At 55.4% G+C, this 23,411-nt stretch carries 19 protein-coding genes and 3 tRNA genes; 16 read left to right on the forward strand and 6 right to left on the reverse strand.

The window, feature by feature from the left end; translation table 11 throughout:
• The first annotated feature begins 524 nt into the window (after positions 1-524).
• Entirely contained in the window at positions 525-2,708 is a 2,184-nt protein-coding gene (locus EDC54_RS05965) for a TonB-dependent receptor (protein WP_230514483.1), read from the forward strand.
• A gap of 84 nt (positions 2,709-2,792) precedes the next feature.
• Here EDC54_RS05965 and rimI read toward each other — a convergent pair whose 3' ends face one another.
• On the reverse strand, positions 2,793-3,236 hold the full coding sequence (gene rimI / locus EDC54_RS05970) for a ribosomal protein S18-alanine N-acetyltransferase (protein ID WP_132454237.1): 444 nt from the start codon (positions 3,234-3,236) through the stop codon (positions 2,793-2,795).
• Entirely contained in the window at positions 3,181-3,618 is a 438-nt protein-coding gene (locus EDC54_RS05975; RefSeq protein WP_132454239.1) for a DNA polymerase III subunit psi, read from the reverse strand. The genes rimI and EDC54_RS05975 overlap by 56 nt, the downstream gene beginning before the upstream one ends.
• A gap of 168 nt (positions 3,619-3,786) precedes the next feature.
• Here EDC54_RS05975 and rsmC point away from each other — a divergent pair, with 168 nt between their 5' ends.
• Positions 3,787-4,830, forward strand: a complete 1,044-nt coding sequence (gene rsmC, locus EDC54_RS05980) for a 16S rRNA (guanine(1207)-N(2))-methyltransferase RsmC (protein WP_132454241.1) — start codon at positions 3,787-3,789, stop codon at positions 4,828-4,830.
• Positions 4,831-4,832: 2 nt separating this feature from the next.
• On the opposite strand, the gene EDC54_RS05985 is transcribed toward rsmC, so the two are convergent.
• On the reverse strand, positions 4,833-5,825 hold the full coding sequence (locus tag EDC54_RS05985; protein WP_132454243.1) for an aldo/keto reductase: 993 nt from the start codon (positions 5,823-5,825) through the stop codon (positions 4,833-4,835).
• Positions 5,826-5,938: 113 nt separating this feature from the next.
• On the opposite strand from EDC54_RS05985, the gene EDC54_RS05990 reads away from it, so the two are divergent.
• From EDC54_RS05990 to EDC54_RS06005, 4 genes are all read left to right on the forward strand, one after another.
• The gene (locus tag EDC54_RS05990) at positions 5,939-6,844 is read left to right on the forward strand and encodes a LysR family transcriptional regulator (RefSeq protein ID WP_132454245.1); all 906 of its coding nucleotides are present in this window, start codon (positions 5,939-5,941) and stop codon (positions 6,842-6,844) included.
• Positions 6,845-6,955: 111 nt separating this feature from the next.
• Positions 6,956-7,042 (forward strand) — tRNA-Leu (locus EDC54_RS05995).
• 70 nt (positions 7,043-7,112) lie between these two features.
• Positions 7,113-7,199 (forward strand) — tRNA-Leu (locus EDC54_RS06000).
• Positions 7,200-7,259: 60 nt separating this feature from the next.
• Positions 7,260-7,346, forward strand: a tRNA-Leu gene (locus EDC54_RS06005).
• Between the two features lie 97 nt (positions 7,347-7,443).
• Here the strand turns inward: EDC54_RS06005 and EDC54_RS06010 are convergent.
• Together EDC54_RS06010 and EDC54_RS06015 are read right to left on the reverse strand one after the other, a co-directional pair.
• Positions 7,444-7,731 (reverse strand): DUF1435 domain-containing protein, encoded by a 288-nt coding sequence (locus EDC54_RS06010; RefSeq protein ID WP_132454456.1) that lies wholly within the window; start codon positions 7,729-7,731, stop codon positions 7,444-7,446.
• Positions 7,732-7,836: 105 nt separating this feature from the next.
• Positions 7,837-8,739 carry a LysR family transcriptional regulator gene (locus EDC54_RS06015; protein WP_132454247.1) on the reverse strand — a complete coding sequence of 301 codons (903 nt, stop codon included), beginning with the start codon at positions 8,737-8,739 and terminating at the stop codon, positions 7,837-7,839.
• Positions 8,740-8,868: 129 nt separating this feature from the next.
• On the opposite strand from EDC54_RS06015, the gene budA reads away from it, so the two are divergent.
• Entirely contained in the window at positions 8,869-9,651 is a 783-nt protein-coding gene (budA, locus tag EDC54_RS06020; RefSeq protein WP_132454249.1) for an acetolactate decarboxylase, read from the forward strand.
• 21 nt (positions 9,652-9,672) lie between these two features.
• Complete coding sequence (alsS, locus tag EDC54_RS06025; RefSeq protein WP_132454251.1) at positions 9,673-11,352, forward strand: acetolactate synthase AlsS; 1,680 nt, start codon at positions 9,673-9,675, stop codon at positions 11,350-11,352.
• A 402-nt stretch (positions 11,353-11,754) separates the two neighbouring features.
• Here the strand turns inward: alsS and fucO are convergent, their stop codons facing one another.
• Positions 11,755-12,906, reverse strand: a complete 1,152-nt coding sequence (gene fucO / locus EDC54_RS06030) for a lactaldehyde reductase (protein ID WP_132454253.1) — start codon at positions 12,904-12,906, stop codon at positions 11,755-11,757.
• A 574-nt stretch (positions 12,907-13,480) separates the two neighbouring features.
• Between fucO and gcvT the strand changes: the two genes are divergently transcribed.
• From gcvT to EDC54_RS06070, 8 genes are all read left to right on the forward strand, one after another.
• On the forward strand, positions 13,481-14,596 hold the full coding sequence (gene gcvT, locus EDC54_RS06035) for a glycine cleavage system aminomethyltransferase GcvT (RefSeq protein WP_132454255.1): 1,116 nt from the start codon (positions 13,481-13,483) through the stop codon (positions 14,594-14,596).
• 172 nt (positions 14,597-14,768) lie between these two features.
• Positions 14,769-15,161 carry a glycine cleavage system protein GcvH gene (gene gcvH / locus EDC54_RS06040; RefSeq protein WP_132454257.1) on the forward strand — a complete coding sequence of 131 codons (393 nt, stop codon included), beginning with the start codon at positions 14,769-14,771 and terminating at the stop codon, positions 15,159-15,161.
• Positions 15,162-15,262: 101 nt separating this feature from the next.
• Positions 15,263-18,145, forward strand: a complete 2,883-nt coding sequence (gene gcvP / locus EDC54_RS06045) for an aminomethyl-transferring glycine dehydrogenase (RefSeq protein WP_132454259.1) — start codon at positions 15,263-15,265, stop codon at positions 18,143-18,145.
• A gap of 205 nt (positions 18,146-18,350) precedes the next feature.
• Positions 18,351-19,223: a carbohydrate ABC transporter permease gene (locus EDC54_RS06050; RefSeq protein WP_132454261.1), complete on the forward strand. Its 873-nt coding sequence runs from the start codon at positions 18,351-18,353 to the stop codon at positions 19,221-19,223.
• Positions 19,213-20,103, forward strand: coding sequence for a carbohydrate ABC transporter permease (locus EDC54_RS06055; protein ID WP_132454263.1), 891 nt, complete (start codon positions 19,213-19,215; stop codon positions 20,101-20,103). The genes EDC54_RS06050 and EDC54_RS06055 overlap by 11 nt, the downstream gene beginning before the upstream one ends.
• A 37-nt stretch (positions 20,104-20,140) precedes the next feature.
• Entirely contained in the window at positions 20,141-20,965 is an 825-nt protein-coding gene (locus EDC54_RS06060; protein ID WP_132454265.1) for a phosphodiesterase, read from the forward strand.
• Positions 20,965-22,041: an ABC transporter ATP-binding protein gene (locus tag EDC54_RS06065; protein ID WP_132454267.1), complete on the forward strand. Its 1,077-nt coding sequence runs from the start codon at positions 20,965-20,967 to the stop codon at positions 22,039-22,041. Before EDC54_RS06060 ends, EDC54_RS06065 begins: the two co-directional genes overlap by 1 nt.
• Positions 22,034-23,341: an ABC transporter substrate-binding protein gene (locus EDC54_RS06070; protein ID WP_132454269.1), complete on the forward strand. Its 1,308-nt coding sequence runs from the start codon at positions 22,034-22,036 to the stop codon at positions 23,339-23,341. The genes EDC54_RS06065 and EDC54_RS06070 overlap by 8 nt, the downstream gene beginning before the upstream one ends.
• Positions 23,342-23,411: the final 70 nt, after the last annotated feature.

Below are 23,411 nucleotides of genomic sequence, written 5' to 3' on the forward strand. Positions count from 1 at the left end.
TCTCGACCGTCTGGATAGCACCTACCCTACACCATTCGGCTGCTGGTATCTGGCGGCTAATCGGGCCTGAACTCGGCATTTACCGGGCTCAGGCCCGACTGTTTTACACCCATGCCTTCGATAACGGTAATGGGCCGATGTTCAGAGCCTCCCGTTGTGTCTGTATGCGGATGTTCACAAATCTTTTGCTTCTCCCGTGGCAAATGATTTTGTCGGATGCGTGAAGCAAGGGGGAATTCAGCGGGCGAGTAGCGCACGTGATGACTTCTACTTTTTCACTTGTTATGAACTCATGACGCCCGTTATGTGACGCTAAGCGGCATTTTTCATGTTTGAACGACGTTTATTGCATAATAAGTGGTGCTCTATGACTTGTTTTGTGGATAGCTCAGGTCATAATTAGCAACACAAATAATAATCATTATTATCCATTTGAGAAAGCGATGAAAGAATTACGATTGACGAAGTCCACTGCGGGAATCCCAACAAAACTGGCGGTGTTGATTGGTGTTTTGTGCGGCGGCATGGCCATGCCGCTGTTGGCGGCAGAACCGCCAACAGCGGCCCAGCCGACGACGACGTCTTCTGCGTCAGCAAGAGAGAACACGAGTGATACCATTACGGTGGTGGCTAAACCGGGTAACACATTCCGGGCTGGCGGCGACGATCTGGTGCCCGCTTATTTAGATGGGCAGATCGCCAACGGCGGGCGTGTCGGTTTTCTGGGCCAGCAGAATGCCCGTGACGTTCCCTTTAACGTGATTAGCTATACCGACAAGATGATCCTTTCCCAGCAGGCGGAAACGCTGGCTGATGTCGTTAAAAACGATGCATCTATCCACACGCTGAAAGGCTTCGGCAACTTTATGGAAACCTATCGTATCCGTGGTTTTCTGCTGGATGGGGACGACATTACCTTCGGTGGGCTGTACGGCGTCATGCCACGCCAGATGGTCTCAACCAACATGGTCGAGCGTGTAGAGGTATTTAAAGGTGCCAACGCGTTTGTGAACGGCGTCTCCGGCGGCGGGGTTGGTAGCGGCGTAGGGGGCTCAATTAACGTCGAGCCGAAACACGCAACGGATGACCCGCTCACGCGCCTGACGGTAGATTATGAATCGAAAAACAAGGTAGGCGGCGGGCTGGATGTCGGTCGTCGCTTTGGCGACAACAATGAGTTTGGCGTGAGGGTTAACGTCCTGCACCGGGAAGGGGAAAGCGCCATTCACGATCAGAAAGATCGTATGTCAATGGCCTCCATTGGTCTGGATTACCGCGGCGATCGCTTCCGTACCTCGCTGGATGCCGGCTATCAGCATCAGTATGTCCACGGTGGGCGGATTGCCGTAGGGATTGGCAATGCGACTGCCATCCCTTCTGTGCCGGATGCGACGTTAAACTATAGCCAGAAATGGGTGTCGACCGATCTGAAAACCACGTTCGGTATGTGGCGCAGCGAATATGACATCGCTGATAACTGGACGTTGTATTCCGGTGTCGGCAGCAGTCGGGCGGATGAGTCGGGCAATTATGGCTCGGCAACGCTCACCGATAACAACGGCAATGCCACCATATCACGCATGGGCGTGCCGCTGGTGCGCGATACGTTTTCCGGCTTGTTAGGTCTTCGCGGGCAGTTCGATACAGGTTTTGTCACGCATAAAGTCAATATGGGCTATTCAGGTGTTTATGCGAAAAACCGTACTGCCTGGGATATGTCAGCCAGTAGCAACACCAATATTTACCACCCGGTGCAAATAGATTACCCGTCTACCCAGTCTGGCGGTGGGGATATGGGCGATCCCAAGGTCCGCGCGCGAATCAGAAGTACCGGCTTAGCCATATCAGATACGATGTCAATACTGGATGATAAGGTGGCATTAACGCTGGGCCTGCGTCGTCAGGAGATTATGGTACGCAACTACAGCTATGCCGGTGTTGAAGAACGGGATAGCGCTTTTAATCGTACTAAAGTGACGCCAGCTTATGGTTTGGTGGTGAAGCCGTGGGAAAATATTTCTCTGTATGCTAACCACATAGAAGCGCTTTCTCCGGGGAAATCGGCACCGAGTAACTTGGGTGGCGTTCCGGTTGTCAATGGCGGGAATGTCACAGGCATTTATGTCGCCAAGCAAAATGAAGTGGGCGTGAAATTTGACTATGAACGCGTGGGCGGTTCGTTAGCGTTGTTTGAGATCACTCGTCCATACGAAATGGTCGATCGTTCGAATATGACCTATGGCCTTTACGGCGAGCGCCGCCACCGCGGGATGGAGCTGAACGTCTTCGGTGAACCTGTCTTCGGCCTGCGGCTGAACGGCAGCGCAACCTGGATTGCCGCCCAGCAGATTAAAACGCAGGACGGCCAGAATGACGGTAACGATGTGGTTGGCGTACCGCGTTATCAACTGGTATTCGGGTCGGAATACGATATCAAGCAGGTGGAAGGGTTAACGCTGGCGGGAACCGTGATTCGCTCCGGTTCGCAGTATGCCAATGACAGTAACACCCTGAAACTCAAACCCTGGACGCGTCTGGATCTTGGCGTGCGCTATAGCGTGCCGATGGACGAGCATACGCTGGTGTGGCGTGCCAATGTGGAAAACGTCACCAATGAAAAATACTGGGCATCGGTAAACGATACGGGGGCTTACCTGTATCAGGGCGATCCGCGGTCGTTGAAGCTGTCGATGTCGATTGATTTCTAAATCGGCGATCGTGAATCCTTTGCCTTTAAACAGGGAGAACCCACCTTGGGGTGGGTTCTCTGACGACATTGCCCGCGCGGGCGATCAGCCCAGCGGCAACGCCATAATGATGGCATCTTCCCGGCCCTGCGCGGTGGGGTAATAATCGCGGCGCACCGAGACTTCATTAAAGCCCAGACTTTCGTAGAGCGCGATCGCCCGCGCGTTTGACGCGCGAACCTCCAGCCATAGCGTCAGGATCCCGCGTTTCTCCATCTCTTCGATTAAATACGCCAGCAGCCTGCGACCCAGCCCTTGACGCTGGTGTTCTGGGTGTACGGCAATGTTGAACAGCGTTGCCTCATCCAGCACTACCTGGGTGATGGCGTAAGCGGCAAGCTGCCCGTTGTGGCAGAGCTTCAGGTTGACGTAACGATCGCCCTGATTGCTGATAAACGTTTTTTCCGTCCACGGAAAGGCGTGGCTGATTTGTTCAATCTGAAACGCTTGCGTCAGATCGGCTGACGTCAGAGAAGATATCGTGTTCATGTTCACAGATCTGTTGCCACAGCGCCCGTTTGGCGGCGGCATTTTGATAGAGTTCGGAAAGATGGGGGCTGGTAAGCTGAATACCCTGTAGCGCAATCGGCGCGGTCATCCCCAACCGCCAGCTGGGGCAGCGCGCGCTGTCGGGCAGCATCTCTGCCTGTTGCGGCGTCAGGCGATAGGCCTGTGCGGGCGAGATCGCCAGGCTGTGCAGCACGTCGGCCAGCAGGGGATCATCATCGGTCAACGGCTCGGTAGAGACGATCACCAGACGCGTCTGCGCCGGCAGGCTGACGGCAATTTCGCCCTGCAACACCGCTGGGCGGCGCAGCGTCCACTGCGTAATCCCCAGTTGCTGTAGCAGTCGGTCACGTCTTGATTCCATGCGTATCCTGTCTGGCGAACGAAAAATGAGTCCGGTCTATGCTAACAAACCCCGTCGTGCTGCGCCAATGTCGGCGCGGTAATTTCCCATCCGCCACGCTTTCCGCTCTGCAACTTCGGGGACGAAGCGTATATAATCCCCGCTCAATGAATAAGGAGCCGTAGCCTGATGTCCGCATTAACCCCCGCCAGTGAAGTCGTACTGCGCCATAGTGACGAATTTCTCTCCCGCCGCGTTCTGTTTGCCGGCGATCTACAGGACACCCTGCCTGTGCAGTTTGAGGCTGCGTCGGTGCGTGTCCACTGTAATCAATATCATCACTGGCAGCAGATGGTAAAACCACTGGGGGAGAGCGCCCAGTATGGTCTGGTGGCGGATGCCGGGCTGGTGGCGGACAGCGATACGCTGATCTATTACTGGCCGAAGAGCAAGCAGGAGGCGGAATTCCAATTGCGCAATTTGCTTTCTCTGCTGCCGGTCGGCGCGGAGGTGTTCGTGATCGGGGAAAATCGCAGCGGGGTGCGCAGCGCCGAAAGCGTGCTGGCTGATTTTGTCGAGCTGGTAAAAATCGACAGCGCGCGTCGCTGCGGCCTTTACCACGGTCGGATTGATAAGCAAACCCGCTTCACGTTAGATGACTGGTGGGAAGAATATGTGACGGAAGGCGTGACGGTGAAAACGCTGCCCGGCGTTTTCAGTCGCGATGGGTTGGATCCCGGCAGCCAACTGCTGTTGTCCACATTTTCGCCACATATGAAAGGTAAAGTGCTGGATATCGCCTGCGGCGCGGGCGTGCTGGCTACGGTTCTGGCAAAGCAGTCGCCGAAGCTCCGTTTGACGCTGAGCGATGTCAGCGCCGCCGCTGTGGCATCCAGTAAGGCGACGCTGGCGGCGAATGGGCTTGAAGGCAGCGTGATCGCCAGTAACGTCTATTCGGACATCAGCGGTCGCTTCGACATGATCGTCTCCAACCCGCCGTTTCATGATGGTTTGCAAACCAGCCTGCAAGCTGCGGAAATGCTGATTCGCGGTGCGGTGTCGCATTTGCCGATCGGCGGGCAGTTTCGTATTGTCGCCAATGCTTTCCTGCCTTATCCGGCGTTGCTGGACGCCGCGTTTGGCAGCCATGAAGTGCTGGCGCAGACCGGGCGTTTCAAGGTTTATCAGGCCGCGCTGGCGCGTGCGCCGCGGACAGGTAAAGGCCGTCGGTAACGCTACTGATTCAGGGTTGCCATACTCTCCTTGCCGTAGCGTTCACCTGCTGCGGCATCGGGTGGGAAGATAGCATCAATGGCGGCCAGTTCCTCTTGCGTTAGTGTCACATCCAGCGCCGCGACGTTCTCTTCCAGATAGCGGCGGCGTTTGGTGCCCGGAATCGGCACGATATGCTCGCCCTGCGCCAGTACCCACGCCAGCGCTAATTGTGAGGGCGTCACCTGTTTTTCCTTCGCCAGTTGGTTAATTTTTTCTACCAGCAGCAGATTCTTGCCGAAATTTTCCCCTGAGAAACGTGGATTGGTACGACGAAAATCGTCAGCGGCCAGATCGTCCGGGCTGCGAATTGCGCCGGTCAGAAAGCCACGCCCCAGCGGGCTGTAAGGCACAAATCCGATCCCCAGGCGCTCACACGCGGGCAGAATGTCGGTTTCCATATCGCGCGTCCATAGTGAATATTCGCTTTGTAACGCCGTAATGGGGTGTACGCGGTGCGCGCGTTCCAGCGTGCTGGTGGAGGCTTCACTCAGACCGATATAGCGAATCTTTCCTTCCTGAACCAGCGCGGCCAGCGTGCCGACCGTCTCTTCAATGGGAACGGTTGGATCGATACGGTGCTGATAGTAGAGATCGATAACGTCCGTACCGAGGCGCGTCAGGCTGCCTTCCACTGCACTACGGATGTAGTCTGGTTTACCGCAGACGCCGCGTGCGTAGGGGTTTTCCGGGTCACGGATAATGCCGAATTTGGTCGCCAGAAAGACCTGCTCACGCTTGCCTTTTATCGCTTTGCCGAGTAGTAGCTCATTGGTGTGGGGGCCATACATGTCGGCGGTATCCAGCAGGGTGACGCCCAGTTCCAGTGCGCGATGCAACGTGGCGATGGACTCTTTTTCATCCTGCGCGGTGGAGTAGAAATCACTCATTCCCATGCAGCCTAGCCCAATCGCCGAAACCTGTGGGCCGTTCGCTCCTAATTTACGCTGTTGCATTGTCATCTTCCTCATCTCGTTGACAGTGAAAGCAGTCTGGTTGTTTATCTGGAAAAGATAAATACTGTTTTTTATGCAACACAATTCAAAAATAACCAACAATGGTGGTGGCGATGGATCATATTCAGGCTATGCGGGTTTTTGTGCGTATTGTCGAACTGGGCAGCTTCAGCCGTGCGGCAGAGCGACTGACGCTGCCACGTGCAACGGTGAGTAACACCATCAAACAGCTTGAAGCGCGGATGGGGGTACGTTTGCTGCAACGCACGACCCGTCAGGTGAAAATCACGGATGAAGGGCGATTGTATTATGAACGCTGTCTGCAATTGCTCGCGGAAATTGAAGAGATCGACACGCTATTCACGCAACAAAAGCAGCAGCCTGTTGGTAAAGTGCGGGTGGATATGCCGCACTCGCTGGCGCGGGACATCGTCGTTCCGGCGCTGGGTGAATTCTATGCGCGTTATCCGCAGGTGACGTTGATGCTAAGCGCTAACGATGCGGCGATTAACGTGTTGCGTGAGGGCGTCGACTGCGTGCTGCGTGCCTGGATGACGGACGATGAAACGCTGGCGACCCGGCATTTGCCGTCGATGTCGCAGGTTACCTGTGCGTCGGCTGACTATCTGGCGCGGTATGGCGTGCCGCATTCACTTGATGCGCTGTCGGGGCACCAAATGGTCGGCTATTTTTCTCTGCGTACCGAATACCTTTACCCGCTGGAATTCATGGTGGGTGATGAGTGCGTGACGCGTATGTTACCCGGTGCGTTGCAGGTTAATGGCACAGATGCTTTCATCGCTGGCGCCCGTGCCGGGCTTGGCATTATTCAGGCACCACGCCGCAGTTTGCGACCGTATCTGGAAAGCGGAGAACTGGTGGAGATCCTGTCTGATATGCCGCCGCCTGCAATGCCGCTTTACGTGATGTATACGCCCGGTCGTTTTCTCGCGCCGCGGATTCGCGTGTTTATAGAATGGCTTGATGAACTCTTTACGCATCATGCTGCGGTGAGATGATGATTTTTACAGCAAACCCCGCATTCTGGAGGAAATAATCATTGACGTCTACGCGAAAACCTCTAGAATTCGCCTCCGTGGTGATATTGCGTCAGCAGTGTTACAGGCGTTGCGAAGGTGGCGGAATTGGTAGACGCGCTAGCTTCAGGTGTTAGTGTCCTTACGGACGTGAGGGTTCAAGTCCCTCTCTTCGCACCATCATCACAGCGGTTTTCGTTTGTCGAACCGTAGCAGTAAATCAATATTGCATGAGCAACATGGCAGAATTGCGAAGGTGGCGGAATTGGTAGACGCGCTAGCTTCAGGTGTTAGTGTTCTTACGGACGTGAGGGTTCAAGTCCCTCTCTTCGCACCATGTCATGATAGATTTACCGCTAAAGCCGCTTGATGGCATAAGATGAACAATGTTCTCAGTGCGAAGGTGGCGGAATTGGTAGACGCGCTAGCTTCAGGTGTTAGTGTCCTTACGGACGTGAGGGTTCAAGTCCCTCTCTTCGCACCATCGGTTCTCTTCTGCTTCTTTCTCTTCCTTAATTTCAATTTCCTTTTTGTTCGCTTCTTTGAATCCCGTCATTGATGATGGCGTTTTATCGTTTGCGTTACATCGTCAGATTAAACATGACCGACAGTGCAGCCAAACCGCCAGCCAGCGCCACGCAAGAGGGGAGCAGCAAATAGTGGCGTAAACGCTGATGGAACAGCATGGCGAGCGTCGCGAGCAAGGCGATGGCGATAATGACTTTCAGGTGCGTCAGTTCCAGATTGAGCAGCGCCAGAAGCGGCATGATGGCGCAGGGGAGCAGGACGCCCCAGGCGCTGGACAGTTGCTTACCCATGCACCAGCTCACGCTCCATAATCCGCAGGCTGTGATCATTGCTGTCAGCATTTTTGCATTCGCCAAAACGATAATGATAACTAATATCATATAAGAATTTGTCTTCATTACCAGCTTTTTGACGAGAAGATTGCCAGAATGTTGGTCACCGCAATATCAGCCGGTCTGAGACTGGGATAGATACTGGCGTATCAGATGGATCATATTCACGATAACGGCAGATCGTTCATGTTTGCGCCAGATAACCGCAATGTGCGTATGGATTTCCGGCATTCCGATATCATGATAGGTCACATTTTCGGAGGTGATGCAGGCAAGTGACTGCGGGACAAGAGTAATGCCGAACCCTGCGGCGACCATGCTGATGGTCGCGTTTAATTGCGGTGCAAGGGGGTTGGGTCTTGCATCATAACCTGACAGATAGCAGGTGCGAATAATCATGTCATGCAGCCCCGGACAGAGGTCGCGCGGGAAAATGATCAGCGGTTCCTGACGAAGTTCGCTCAGCGAGATCTGGGGCTTACCGCTGAGCGCATGACTGGCTGGGAGCACCAGCTTCATGGGTTCTTCAGCCAGAATCTCCCCGTTGATATCGTCACTCAGGTCGCAAGGTAACCGGAGGAACGCGATATCAATATTGCGTTTCTGCAACAAAGCGAGCAACGTCGCGGGTTTCTCTTCCTTTGGGAGCGGCTGGACGTTCGGGTGCTGTTGGCAGTAATTATGCAGTAGCGTCAGCACCGTCGGGTGAAACATGGCTGACGGTGAGAAACCCACGCTCAGGCTCCCTTTTTCTCCCCGTGCGATACTTCTCGTGCGGGCGATCGCCGAATCGGTCAGTTGCAGGATGCGGAATGCGTCTTCATACAGCGCTTGCCCAGCCTCTGTCATTTCGACGCCGCGCGTTAGCCGCTTGAACAGCGGTGTTCCTATCTCCTGCTCGAATTTCTTGATCTGCTGGCTGAGGGGGGGTTGCGACATCCCCAGATTTTCCGCCGCACGGGTGAAATGCCGTGCTTGCGCGACAGCGACGAAATAGCGCAGATAACGCAATTCCATTTATCAAACTCCATATTTTTCCGATCTTGAAATAACTCCAGATGCATATTGGAATTTTGTCCTCTATCGCGTCAACCTTTATCTAAAGATAACTATTTTTGAAGTAATTAGCAGGGTAACAAGGAGCGTATGAACGTGAATATCAGTGATAAAACCTGTGAGGAAGCCTTTGCTAGCTATGCGAATGACTTTCAGCGCCAGCATGCCGGCGGCGTTATTTATCAAACCTCGCTAATGAGTGGGCTGATAAGCGGTGTTTACGAAGGCAGCAGGACGATGGCTGAATTGCTGACGCATGGCGATTTTGGATTAGGAACGTTTAATCATTTAGATGGGGAACTGGTCGCGCTCAATAGCCAGATTTTCCAGCTGTTGTCTGACGGCAACGCGCGAGCGGCAAAACCGGAGCAGAAAACGCCGTTTGCGGTCATGACGTTTTTTCGCCCGACGGAAACGATTCGTTTCGATCGCTGGACCTCGCGAGAAAGCGTGCATCGCCAGATCGATGAGATTGTCGCGACGGACAATCTGTTCTGCGCCTTGCGGCTTGACGGGCATTTTCGCTGTGTGGAAACCCGCACGGTGCCGCGGCAGTGCCGTCCTTATAAACCGATGCAGGAGGCGGTTGAAGGGCAGCCAACGTTTCATTTTGAACACCGTAGCGGCAGCGTTATCGGTTTTCGCAGTCCGGCTTATACGCAGGGGATCAATGTCGCGGGGTATCACGAACACTTCATTACCGACGATCGTCAGGGGGGCGGGCATATTTTGAACTATGACGTCGAAAACGGGACGCTGATGTTTGGCGCGATTGCTAAATTGATCGTCGATCTGCCTCAGGATCGTGAATTCCTCGACGCCGACCTGTCCTCGGAAAACCTGAGTAACATCATCGAATCAGTAGAACGCTAATCATTTCATCGGAGTTATGTCATGGGAAAGCAAACGGAACAGCGGAACTGGCGCTGCGGGGCAGAGCTGGTGGTAAAACATCTGGAAGCACAGGGCGTGAAGTATGTTTTTGGTATTCCCGGTGCAAAAATCGATCGCGTCTTTGACGAACTGGAAAATTCGACGATTCAGACGATCCCGGTACGGCATGAGGCGAACGGCGCGTTTATGGCGGCGGCGATAGGTCGCCTCACCGGGAAGGCCGGGGTGACGCTGGTGACGTCAGGCCCCGGTTGTTCCAATCTGGTAACAGGGCTGGCGACCGCGACGGCGGAAGGGGATGCGCTGGTGGCGCTGGGGGGCGCGGTAAAGCGCGCGGACAAGCTTAAACTGACGCATCAGAGTCTGGATACCGTCAGCCTGTTCCATCCGGTCAGTAAATTCAGCGCGGAAATTACGGCCTGTTCCGCAATATCGGAAGTGCTGGCGAATGCTTTCCGGGCGGCGGAAAGCGGCCGTCCGGGGGCCGCCTTTGTCAGCCTGCCGCAAGATATCGTCAACGAGCCAGTGACTGGACCGGTTTTGGCCTGTTCGCATTTGCCGCTGTTAAATGGCGCGCCGCAACACGATATCGCCGCTGCGGCCAGGTGCCTGCGGCAGGCTAAAAATCCGGTGGTGCTGCTGGGGTTAATGGCGAGCCAGCAGGAGAATGCGCAAGCGCTGCGCCGTTTTCTTCACCACAGTCAATTGCCCGTGACCAGTACCTATCAGGCGGCGGGGGTAATCGATCAGGCGCATTTCGAACGTTTTGCCGGACGTGTCGGGTTATTCAATAATCAGGCTGGCGATCAACTGCTGCAACAGGCGGATGTGATTGTTACCGTGGGCTACAGTCCGATCGAATACGATCCGGCGTTATGGAACAGCGGGAACACGACCTTGATCCATATCGATGTGTTAAGAGCGGAGATCGATAATGCCTATCGGCCTGATATCGAACTGATCGGCAATATTGCGATGACGGTGGATGCGTTGAGTACGTGCATCCACGAGCCTTTTTCCCTGTCTTTTTCGGCCCAGACCGTGTTGGCGGATCGCCAACGCCAGCGTCGCGATCTCAGCGCCCGGGCGATTAACATGAAAGGATTTGCCATCCATCCACTGCGTCTGGTGCGGGCGATGCAGGATATTGTGAATGAGGATGTCACGCTGTGTGTGGATATGGGGAGCTTTCATATCTGGCTGGCGCGCTACCTGTATAGCTTCCGGGCGCGACAGATCTTGATGACTAACGGCCAGCAAACCATGGGCGTGGCGCTGCCCTGGGCAATCGCCGCCTCGTTAATACAGCCCGGTAAGAAAGTGGTGTCGGTTTCCGGCGACGGCGGGTTTATGCAATCCAGTATGGAGCTGGAAACGGCGGTGCGCCTGAAAAGCAACCTCCTGCATATTATCTGGGTGGATAACGGCTACAACATGGTGGAAATCCAGCAGCAGAAGAAATACCACCGCCCGGCGGGCGTTAGGTTTGGTCCGATTGACTTTAAAGCCTATGCCGATGCGTTCGGCGCGCAAGGGTTTGCGGTGGGATCCGCCGACGAGCTGGTCAGCAAGCTGCGTCAGGCCATGGACGTGGAGGGCCCGGCGGTGATCGCCATTCCGGTTGATTATTCCGACAACCATTGGTTGATGGAAAATCTGAATATCAGCGTATTGATCTGATATTTGAGAATGCCACCCGGATTGACGTCGGGTGGGCAGGCGTCATGTGAGCGTTTCCTTGTATGATTCGGTGTGTGTCCGCATCATTTTCTTTAGAATCTTTTGCATAGCCACATGCTAACGGGAAAGGAAACAACATGCTGATGAAGTCTACCCGGCGCTTAATCCGACGCGTACTCATCGCGATCGGGATACGCTGCTGAGGCTGTCGTCGAACCCGTTTTACCCCTATTTGATTCAACGTATTGACGAGAAAATACCGCGCTGAGCCGGCGCTTCCTCCCTAGTGATGTTCACGGAGAGGTGCGCGCAGGGCGTTTTGTGCCGCGTGGGCGGCGACAAAGGAGACGCCGCCCGAAAGGCCGGGCGGGGCGCGGTTAACGCGCTGGCAATGACTTTGTTTCAATAAATCGACTGATACAGGGTTTTTATCGCGTCAATATCGGTATCGCGCGGATTGCCCGCGGTGCATACATCGTCAAATGCAGCCTGCGCCAACGCCGGAATATCCTCTGCTTTCATCCCGATATCGCGTAACCGGGAGGGGATACCTACATCATGAGAAAGCTGCCGGACAGCGTCGATCGCGGCTTGCCGCGCCTGAGCAATCTGCATGTCCACCACCCCCGGTACGCCCATGGCAACGGCGATATCACGGAATTTTTCACCGGTGTAATCGGCGTTGTAGGCCATAATATGCGGCAGCAGAATCGCATTGGCTACGCCGTGCGGCGTGTTGTAAAACGCGCCGAGCGGGTGTGCCATACCGTGTACCAGACCCAGCCCGACGTTCGAAAATCCCATGCCTGCGATGTATTGCCCCAGCGCCATGTCTGCGACGCCTTGCGGCTTCCCTGCGACGGAATCACGCAGTGAGCGGCTGATGATTTCGATGGCTTTCAAGTGCAGTGTATCGGTCAGTTCCCAGGCGGCTTTGGTGGTAAAGCCTTCAATGGCGTGCGTCAGCGCATCAATTCCCGTTGCCGCTTTCAACGCGGCGGGCATGCTGGACATCATCTCGGGATCGACGATCGCGACAATCGGGATGTCATGCGGATCGACACAAACGAATTTACGGCGTTTTTCTTCATCCGTAATGACGTAGTTGATGGTGACTTCCGCGGCGGTGCCGGATGTGGTCGGGATGGCGATCATCGGAACGGCGGCATGCCGGGTCGCCGCAACACCTTCGAGGCTACGGACGTCGGAGAATTCAGGGTTATTGATAATCATCCCAATCGCCTTACTGGTATCCTGAGGCGAACCGCCGCCAATCGCGATCAGGTAATCAGCCTGTGACGCCTTGAAGCGTTCGACGCCTTTTTTTACCACGCTGATGGTTGGATTAGGCGTGACCTCAGCGTAGAGATCGTAGGGCAGCCCAGCCGCCGCCAGTTTGTCGGTGACCTTGGCGACGATACCGAATTTAACCAGGTCGCTGTCCGTTACCAGCAGGGCTTTTTTGAAGCCGCGCCGTTGCACTTCATCGACGATCCGGGCGATAGCGCCTGCGCCAAAATAGGCTGTTTCGTTAAGGATCATTCTGTTCACCATCGTCTTCCTCCTTTCCCCATGACATCACGTTGAGATTCGATAAACCGATAGCGCCGCGGGGGCGCTATTCCTTATTTTTAGTATGGAGATAACGGATTTTTGTGCCTTCTCGCCATTGCCATGTTGTCGGTCGGGCTGGCAGACAGATGAAGATGGCGGAGAGATCGCTCACAGAACGTGCATCCGGCGGCAGGAGCCGAACCGGTAAAAAGAATGAAGGAGGACAGGTTTTGATTGAAATAATCTAATTTCAGGTGATTTTTATCATTAATTTAACTAATCCGAATAGTGATTATACTTTGGTGGTATTGGCTGCTTAACCCCAACATTAATGCCATTAATTTTTGTTTTTATGCGATTTGTTTGAATTTTATCCTTATGTTTTAGTTTTATAAACATCATTGGTCTGTGGATGTCTGGGGAGGCAATGTCTTAATTAAGTCGCTATATATAAATTAACTTATACCTGTGCGTGTGGCTTCACCCGCGCTTCGATGGTAAGTTCGAACAATAAGATATCGTTTGCGCAGTGTGTTTTATCGCCCGAACGCCACGCGCTGAAGAGGGATAAAAAATGGTAAAGCAAACCCCGTTGTATCAACAGCATTTGGCCGATGGGGCCAAAATGGTGGACTTTCACGGTTGGATGATGCCGCTGCACTATGGCTCTCAACTGGATGAACACCACATTGTGCGCCGGGAAGCCGGTATGTTTGATGTCTCCCACATGACTATCGTCGACTTGCACGGCGAAAGAACCCGTGAATTCCTGCGCTATCTGCTGGCCAATGACGTCGCCAAACTGACGCAGCCGGGCAAGGCGCTCTACAGCGCCATGCTGAATGCTTCCGGCGGCGTGATCGATGATCTGATCGTCTATTTTCTGACGGAAGACCATTTCCGTCTGGTCGTGAACTCTGCAACGCGTGAAAAGGATCTGGCCTGGATCGGCCAGCATGCCGCCCCGTTTGGGGTGACGATCCGCGAGCGCGACGATCTGGCGCTGATTGCCGTTCAGGGGCCGCTGGCGCGGGAAAAAGTCCAGAGTATAGGGAAAGAAAACGGTCTGAGCGATGAGAGCGTGGCGGCGCTGGCGAACATGAAGCCCTTTTTCGGAATGCAGGCCGGCGATTTCTTCGTGGCGACGACGGGGTATACGGGGGAAGCCGGTTACGAAATTGCGCTGCCGATTGAACGAGTGGTGGATTTCTGGCGGCAACTGCAAGCGGCGGGGGTAAAACCGTGCGGGCTGGGCGCGCGTGATACGCTGCGGCTGGAAGCGGGAATGAACCTGTATGGTCAGGATATGGATGAGGGCGTTTCGCCACTGGCGGCCAATATGGGGTGGACGATCGTCTGGCAACCGGAGGATCGCGCGTTTATCGGGCGTGAAGCCTTGACCCATCAGCGTGATGAAGGCACGGAACAGTTGGTTGGTCTAGTGTTGACGGAGAAAGGGGTATTGCGCAATGGCTTACCGGTGCGCTTTACCGATCGGAATGGCGTGATGCGCGAAGGCGTGATCACCAGCGGATCGTTTTCACCCACGCTCGGTGTAAGCATTGCGCTGGCGCGTGTGCCGACGGGAATTGGCGAGCAGGCGATCGTGCAGATTCGTAACCGGGAACTACCGGTCCGGGTGACGAAACCCGGCTTCGTTCGTGCCGGAAAAGCCCTCGTTCAGTTGTAATAACGCGTGATGACCTCTCCGGGATCATTTGAATGTCAGGACAAAACGCCCGTGTAGTCACCACGTCAGGCGTTGGCCCTTTAGGGCGCGCGGATCACACGCTCAACGCGCAGGCAACTAGCCGTGACGGAGAGTGCGCAGGATTAACCATTGCAGACAAAAGGGGATGTCAATGAGTCATGTACCAGTTGAATTAAAATACACCGTGTCCCACGAATGGGTGCAGCATGAAGGCGGCGGCATCTACAGCGTGGGGATCACCGAGCATGCGCAGGAACTGCTGGGCGACATGGTGTTTGTCGATTTGCCGGAAGTGGGCACGGTGGTGGCCGCGGGCGATGACTGCGCGGTGGCGGAGTCGGTAAAGGCGGCGTCGGATATTTATGCGCCCATCAGCGGTGAGATTGTGGAAGTTAACGACGCGCTGGAGAACGCCCCTGAGCTGGTCAACAGCTCGCCGTATGCCGATGGCTGGTTGTTCCGTATTAAGGCCGCGGATGAGTCTGATTTGGATGAACTGCTGAATGCCGATGATTATCTGGCGTCATTAGAAGAAGACGAGTAGCCATCGCGCCCCCGAAGAGATTTCCGGGGGCGTTTTATTTTATTCGCCCGTGACGTTTTCCAACGCGGTAGCGATCACTATTGATGCGGGAAAGTGTGGTCATGACTCAGACACTCAGTCAACTCGAACATGACGGCGCGTTTGTTGAGCGCCATATCGGGCCTTTCGTCAGCCAGCAGCAGCATATGCTGTCGGTGGTGGGGGCAACGTCTCTGGATGCGCTCATCGGTCAGATTGTTCCGGCGGATATCCAACTGCCCGGTCCGCCGGCGGTGGGCGAGGCCGTGACGGAACATGAGGCATTAGCCGAGCTGAAAGCCATTGCCGGGCGCAATCAGCGCTATAAAAGCTATATCGGCATGGGGTACAGCGCAGCCCTGGTGCCGCCGGTCATTTTACGCAACCTGCTGGAAAACCCGGGTTGGTATACCGCCTATACGCCGTATCAGCCTGAAGTGTCGCAGGGGCGTCTTGAGGCGCTGCTGAATTTCCAGCAGGTCACACAGGAGTTAACCGGTCTGGCGTTAGCTTCCGCGTCGCTGCTGGATGAAGCGACCGCCGCGGCGGAAGCGATGGCGATGGCAAAGCGCATCAGTAAACGCAAACAGGCGGACCGTTACTTTGTGGCGGACGATGTGCATCCGCAAACGCTGGATGTGGTGCGTACCCGTGCTGAAACCTTTGGTTTTGAGGTCGTCGTCGGTAAAGCTGAAGAGGCGCTGAAAGACGATGCGGTGTTCGGTGTGCTGCTGCAACAGGCGGGCACAACCGGTGAATTACATGATTACAGCGAGCTGATGGCGGCGCTGAAAGCGCGCAATGTGGTGAGCTGCGTGGCCGCGGACATGATGGCGCTGGTGCTGCTGACGGCGCCGGGCCAACAGGGGGCGGATATCGTCTTTGGCTCGGCGCAACGCTTTGGCGTGCCGATGGGCTACGGCGGGCCGCACGCGGCCTTTTTCGCCTGTCGTGATGAATACAAACGCGCCATGCCGGGGCGGATTATCGGCGTGTCGCGCGATACGGCGGGCAATACCGCGCTGCGCATGGCGATGCAAACGCGGGAGCAGCACATTCGCCGCGAGAAGGCGAATTCCAATATCTGCACCTCTCAGGTGTTGTTGGCCAATATCGCGGGGATGTACGCGGTGTATCACGGGCCCGAAGGGTTGAAGCGTATTGCCGGGCGTATCCATCGCCTGACCGATATTCTGGCGGCGGGGCTGATGCAGTGCGGGCTACCGCTGCGTCATCAAAGCTGGTTCGATACGCTGACGATCGAGGTGGCGGACAAGGATGCGGTACTGAGCCGGGCGCTGAGTTTTGGCATCAATCTCAGAGGAGATCTGACTGGCGCAGTCGGCGTCACGCTGGATGAAGCGACCACCCGTGAAGACGTGCTGACGCTGTTCGCGGTGCTGTCAGGTGACGATCACGGGTTGGATATTGAGGCGCTTGATCGGGCCGTTTCTCAGCGTTCGGACTCAATCCCGGCGACGCTGCGGCGTCATGACGCGATCCTCTCGCATCCGGTGTTTAACCGTTATCACAGCGAAACCGAAATGATGCGCTACCTGCACCGGCTGGCGCGTAAGGATCTGGCGTTGGATCAGTCGATGATCCCGCTCGGCTCCTGTACCATGAAACTGAACGCGACGGCGGAAATGTTGCCGATTACCTGGCCGGAATTTGCCGAACTGCATCCGTTCTGCCCGCCGGAGCAGGCGCTGGGCTATCGTCAGATGATCGAGCAGCTATCGGGCTGGCTGGCGCAGCTGACGGGTTATGACGCCATCTGCATGCAGCCTAATTCGGGCGCGCAGGGCGAGTATGCCGGTCTGCTGGCGATCCGCCGCTACCATGAGAGCCGCAATGAAGCCGAACGCACGATTTGCCTGATCCCCAGTTCCGCTCACGGCACCAATCCGGCATCGGCGCAGATGGCGGGAATGCACGTGGTGGTGGTCGCCTGCGATAAGCAGGGCAATATCGACCTGCGCGATCTGCGTGAGAAAGCGCAGGCCGCGGACGAGCAGCTTTCCTGCATCATGGTGACTTACCCGTCCACCCACGGCGTCTATGAAGAGACGATCCGCGAGGTGTGCCAGATCGTGCATCAATACGGCGGTCAGGTGTATCTGGACGGCGCGAACATGAACGCGCAGGTCGGCATCACCACGCCGGGCTATATCGGCGCCGATGTATCGCACCTGAACCTGCACAAAACCTTCTGTATTCCGCACGGCGGCGGCGGGCCGGGCATGGGGCCGATTGGTGTGAAAGCGCATCTGGCGCCGTTTGTACCGGGTCATCGGGTGGTAAAAATAGACGGTGTCTTGACGGAGCAGGGGGCTGTCTCTGCGGCGCCGTTTGGCAGCGCCTCCATTCTGCCGATTAGCTGGATGTACATTCGCATGATGGGCGCGGAAGGGCTGAAACAGGCCAGCCAGATGGCGATCCTGAACGCCAACTATATCGCGACACGCTTACGGCAGGCTTATCCGGTTCTTTATACCGGTCGGGACGGGCGCGTGGCGCACGAGTGCATTCTGGATATCCGCCCGCTCAAAGAAAGCACCGGCATCAGCGAGATGGACATCGCCAAGCGCCTGATCGACTATGGTTTCCATGCGCCGACCATGTCATTCCCGGTTGCCGGCACGCTGATGGTGGAGCCGACGGAGTCGGAAAGTCTGGTGGAGCTGGATCGCTTTATCGAGGCGATGCTGGCGATCCGCGCGGAAATCGATCGCGTCGCACAGGGGGAATGGCCGCTGGACGACAACCCGCTGGTCAATGCGCCGCACACGCAGGCGGAGTTGGTGGCAGACTGGACGCACCCGTACAGCCGCGAGTTGGCGGTATTCCCGGCGGGCAGTGACCATAAATACTGGCCGAGCGTGAAGCGGCTGGATGATGTCTACGGCGATCGTCACCTATTTTGTTCGTGTGTCCCGATAGCGGACGACACGTCATCCCGTTAAGGGCATCGGACGTGCGATGCAGCAACGCACGTCCGACACATTTCTAAGATATTCGTATTAATAAAAACCAATTTCTAACATTGTTAATAATGATCAGGCATATTTTAACCATTTGAAAACAAAACGTCATAAAACTGACGCCCCACTGACACACTCGCACTCTAGGGTATGGCCTCTGTATTTCATACTGAGTGACCGTTGAGTTATGCGTGCAAAATGTTTTCCCTATCTGGTGCTGTTGCCGACATTGGTTTTTCTGCTTGCCTTTACCTACTTTCCCTTATTGCGTTCGGCTATCGACAGCCTGTATGACACCCGCTTAAACGCGGATGCTCCCTTGTTTGTGGGGATGGACAATTTTGTACGTCTGGTACAGGACGCCGTGTTCTGGCAGGCCTTGCGCAATAACGTGCTGTATATCCTGCTGACGGTCGTGCCCGGCGTCATACTGGCGCTGCTGTTGGCGGTGTTGCTCTGTGAAAACACGCATGTTAACCGCTGGCTGCGCACCGCCTTTTTCTTCCCGATGATCATTCCGCTGGTGAGCGCCGCGACGCTGTGGCTGTTCATCTTTATGCCGGGGTTGGGGCTGCTGGATTACTATCTGGCGAAAGTGTTCGGCCCCATGAACAACAATTATCTCGGCATGAGCGACAGCGCGCTGGTGGCCGTGAGCATCATCGGCATCTGGAAATTTGCCGGTTACTACATGCTGTTTTTCCTTGCCGGCCTGCAAGCGATTTCCGCTTCCTCTCGTGAAGCCGCGCTCATGGAAGGGGCGTCGCGACGCCAGGTGTTTTTCTACGTCACCTTGCCATTGCTGCGACCGACCATCGCCTTTGTGGTGACCATTGCTTTCATCTATGCAATCACTCAAATCGACCATGTGGCCGTCATGACTCGCGGCGGGCCGAACAATGCCACGACCGTGTTGCTCTATTACATCCAGAATCTGGCGAATGACACGCACGATCTGGGTAAAGCCTCTGCCGCCACCTTCCTGACGCTGGCAATGCTGTTTGTGTTCTCCATGTTGAATCTGAAAGTGTTGGAAAAGGGGGCGCACTATGAGCGCTGAAAATCAATATATTGCCTATCAAGGCCCGGAAAGCCGAAGCCGTGTCAGCCATCACCCTCTGCGTGTTACAACGCGGTTCACGCTGCCGCTGCTGTTGATTTGCGCCGCGTTACTGTGGATCAGCCCGTTTATCTGGATGTTGTCTTCTTCCGTCAGCACCAGCAGTTTCGGTACGGACATGGCATCGCTGCTGCCGCGCTTCCCCCTGACGCTGGATAATTTCCGCGACGCGTGGGACAGCGCCGACTGGCTGCGGCTCTACGCCAATACGATCTTCTTTGCGATCGGCACGTTTTTGGTGCAGTTAGTGACGATCACCACAGCGGGCTACATTTTCGCCTATCACGAGTTTCGCGGTAAAACGCTGCTGTTCTACCTCTTGCTGATCCAACTGATGATCATGCCCGTCGTCATGATGGTGCCGAACATGATGACGCTGAAACAGCTGGGTCTGCTTAACACGCTGACCGGCGTGATGATGCCGTATTTCGCTTCGGCGTTTGGCGTATTCCTGATGCGTCAGGCATTTCTCAATATTGCCAAAGAGATTGAAGAGGCGGCATTGATGGAAGGGTGCCGCTGGTGGCAGGTGGTGTTCCACGTCCTTATTCCCATGACCTGGCCGTCCATTCTGGCTTTTGCCACGGTCAGTATCACTTATCACTGGAACGAATATCTCTGGCCGCTGATGGTACTCAACGATCCGGATAAACAGGTGCTCACTATCGGGCTGGTGTCATTCGCCATGGGGGCGGAGTCCGGCGGACAGTGGGGATTGATCTGCGCGGGGACGCTACTGGTGTGCCTGCCGCTGATGGTGGCCTTTGTGGCGTTTCAGAAGCAGTTCCTGAGCAGCTTCGGTTTTTCAGGCATTAAGTAAATCCGCCAATGGGCGAATAATGATAGAGGTGGTTGTTATGTTGTTGGCACAGATTTCCGATCTGCATTTTCGCAGTGAGGGTCGAAAACTTTATGAATTTATTGATGTTAACGGGGAAAATGCCAAATTTATCAATCAATTGAATGCGCTGAGAGAACGGCCTGACGCGGTGGTGATTAGCGGTGATATCGTGAACTGCGGACGCCCTCAGGAGTATCAGGTCGCGCAGCGCGTGTTACGGATGCTGGATTACCCGCTGTATGTGATCCCGGGTAATCATGATGACAAACAGCATTTCCTCAATGCGATGCGCCCGCTTTGTCCGCAATTGGGTGAGGATCCGGAAAATATCCGTTACGCGGTAGATCTTTTTCCCATGCGTCTGTTATTTATCGACACCAGTCTGGCCGGGCAGTCAAAAGGCTGGCTGACGCCCGCCACGCTGAACTGGCTGGAGCAGCAATTGCAGGCGCATTCGACGCGTGAAACCGCGCTGTTCATGCACCACCCGCCGCTTCCGCTGGGGTCGGCGCAGATGGATCCCATCGCCTGTGAAAACGGCCACGAACTGCTGATGCTGATTGAGCGTTTTCCGCAGCTGACGCGCATCTTCTGCGGCCATACGCACCGCCTGATCGTGACGCAATACCGCCAGGCGATCATCGCCACGGTGCCGGGCACCGTACATCAGGTGCCGTATTTTCATCATGATGACGCACCTTACTACAATCTGGAACCGGTCAGTATGGTGATGCACCGCTATGTGCCTGTGACGGGGCTGGTCAGCTACTGTCAGCCGGTTGCGCCGCACGATAGTTCTTACCTCTATGATCCGCGGATCAGTTGCCCGGTGGATGCGTAATGGCTGTGATTCAATTACGCAATATCAGCAAACGCTTTGAGCACACGCAGGCGGTGGCGTCGATCTCTTTAGATATCGCCGACGGCGAATTTCTGGTGCTGGTCGGGCCGTCCGGCTGCGGTAAAAGTACGCTACTGCGTATGTTGGCCGGGCTGGAGAGCGTGAGCGATGGGCAAATCCTGTTGGATGAAAATGACATTACGACCTGGAGTCCGAAACAGCGAAATTTCTCGATGATTTTCCAGAATTACGCGCTGTTTCCTCACCTGACGGTCGAACAGAACATCACCTTTGGCATGCGGATGCGCGGCGAGCCAAAGGCCGAATATCCACAGCGCGTGCAGCGCGTCGCCAACCTTCTCCAGCTTGAGCCGCTACTCAAGCGTAAACCGGGAAAGCTGTCCGGCGGACAACGCCAGCGTGTGGCGATGGCGCGTGCGATCGTGCGCGATCCGCATCTGTTTTTGATGGATGAACCGCTGTCGAATCTGGATGCCCGCCTGCGCAGCGACGTGCGCGACGGCATCATGGATCTGCATCGGCAGTTGAAGACCACGACGGTTTACGTGACGCACGATCAGATTGAAGCGATGACGATGGCGGATCGGATCGCCGTGCTGGATCGCGGCGTGTTGCAACAGGTAGGGACGCCGGAACAGTTGTATTCCCACCCGGCCAATGTGTTTGTCGCCGGTTTTATCGGTACGCCAGCGATGAATATATTGACGTTGCCCCGTACCGACGGCCATGCGTTCTTACGCGCTTTGCCTGCCGGCGACGCGGCGCATGCGCCGGAGGACGTGCTATTGGGGGTTCGCCCCGAACATATTACCGAACATGCCGCTTCAGACGGCGATTTATCTCTGCCGGGAACGGTGAAGCAGCGGGAGCTCTTCGGCGCAGAGTATCTGCTCCACGTCGAGACTTCACTGGGGACGCTTCGCTACCGTCGCCCTAATCGCGATGGCGTACCGGATATCGGCGCGTCCGTTGTGCTTCATTTTTCACCGCAGGATTGTCATTGGTTTTCCGGGCAAACCACCCGTAATTTATTCCAGGAGAAAAGAAATGCGTAAGCCTCGTATGACGGCGTTGGTCATGGCCTTGCTGATGTCTGGCCCGGCGTTGGCAAAACAGAGTATTGATTTTATGTTTCCGGCGCCGGTGGATGGCAAGCTGACGATGGAAATGACGCGCATCATCAAAGAGTACAACCAGTCGCAGGATGAGGTTGAAGTGCGCGGGATCTTCACAGGTAATTACGACACGACGAAAGTGAAGGCTGAAGCGGCGGCAAAAGCGGGCGATCCGCCAGCGCTGGTCATTATGTCTGCGAACTTTACCGCCGATCTGGTCATCAAGGATGAAATTTTGCCGATGGACGAACTGTTCAAATACGGCAATGAAAAGGCCACCCCTTTTCTGACGCACAATTTCTGGCCCGCGCTGCACCAGAATGCGCAGGTCATGGGCGTGACCTATGCGATCCCCTTTCATAACTCAACCCCCATCCTTTATTACAACGAAGACCTGCTGAAACAGGCTGGCTTTAATGCGCCGCCGAAAAACTGGGATGAGGTGGTTACGGTGGCGAAAAAGCTGACGGACCCGGCAAAAGGGCAGTGGGGCATCATGATCCCTTCGACGAACGACGACTACGGCGGCTGGATGCTTTCCGCGTTGACGCGCGCCAACGGCGGCAACTATTACAATGCCGACTACCCGGGAGAGGTGTATTACAACTCGGCCTCGACGAAAGGCGCGCTTCAGTTCTGGCGCGATCTGGTGTATCGCGACAAGGTGATGCCGGAAGGGGTATTGAACTCTAAGCAGATCAGCGCCGCGTTTTTCTCCGGCAAGCTGGGCATGGCGATGCTGAGTACCGGCGCGCTGGGCTTTATGCGGGAAAACACCAAGAATTTTCAGCTTGGCGTAGCGATGATGCCGGAAAAAGAGCGTCGTGGTGTCACCATCGGCGGCGCGAGTCTGGTCAGCTTTAAAGGGATTTCCGAAGCCCAGAAGAAGGCGGCCTGGCAGTTCATGAATTATCTGGTCAGCCCGCAAGTCAGCGGCAGCTGGAGCCGTTTTACCGGCTACTTCGCTCCGCGTATGGCGGCTTACGATTTACCGGAAATGAAAGACTATCTGGCGAAAGATTCGCGTGCGGCGATTGCGCTCTCGCAGCTTCAATATGCGCATCCGTGGTATGCCACTTATGAGACCGTCGCGGTGCGTAAAGCAATGGAGAACCAACTAGCAGCGTTGCTCAACGACCCGACGTTGAGCGTGGATCGGGCGGCGGTCGCTGCGCAGCAGGAAGCGGATCAGATTATGAAACCGTATGTAGAGAAAACTGCGCTAAGCCTGCCGAAATAGCCTCCGTGCCCTCCGTTCCGTTTTTGTGAATGTCCATCATCTTTCCCCGGCTCATGCCGGGGTTTTTGTT

Origin of the sequence: Samsonia erythrinae, from assembly GCF_004342665.1 — a bacterium.
GTDB lineage: Bacteria > Pseudomonadota > Gammaproteobacteria > Enterobacterales > Enterobacteriaceae > Samsonia > Samsonia erythrinae.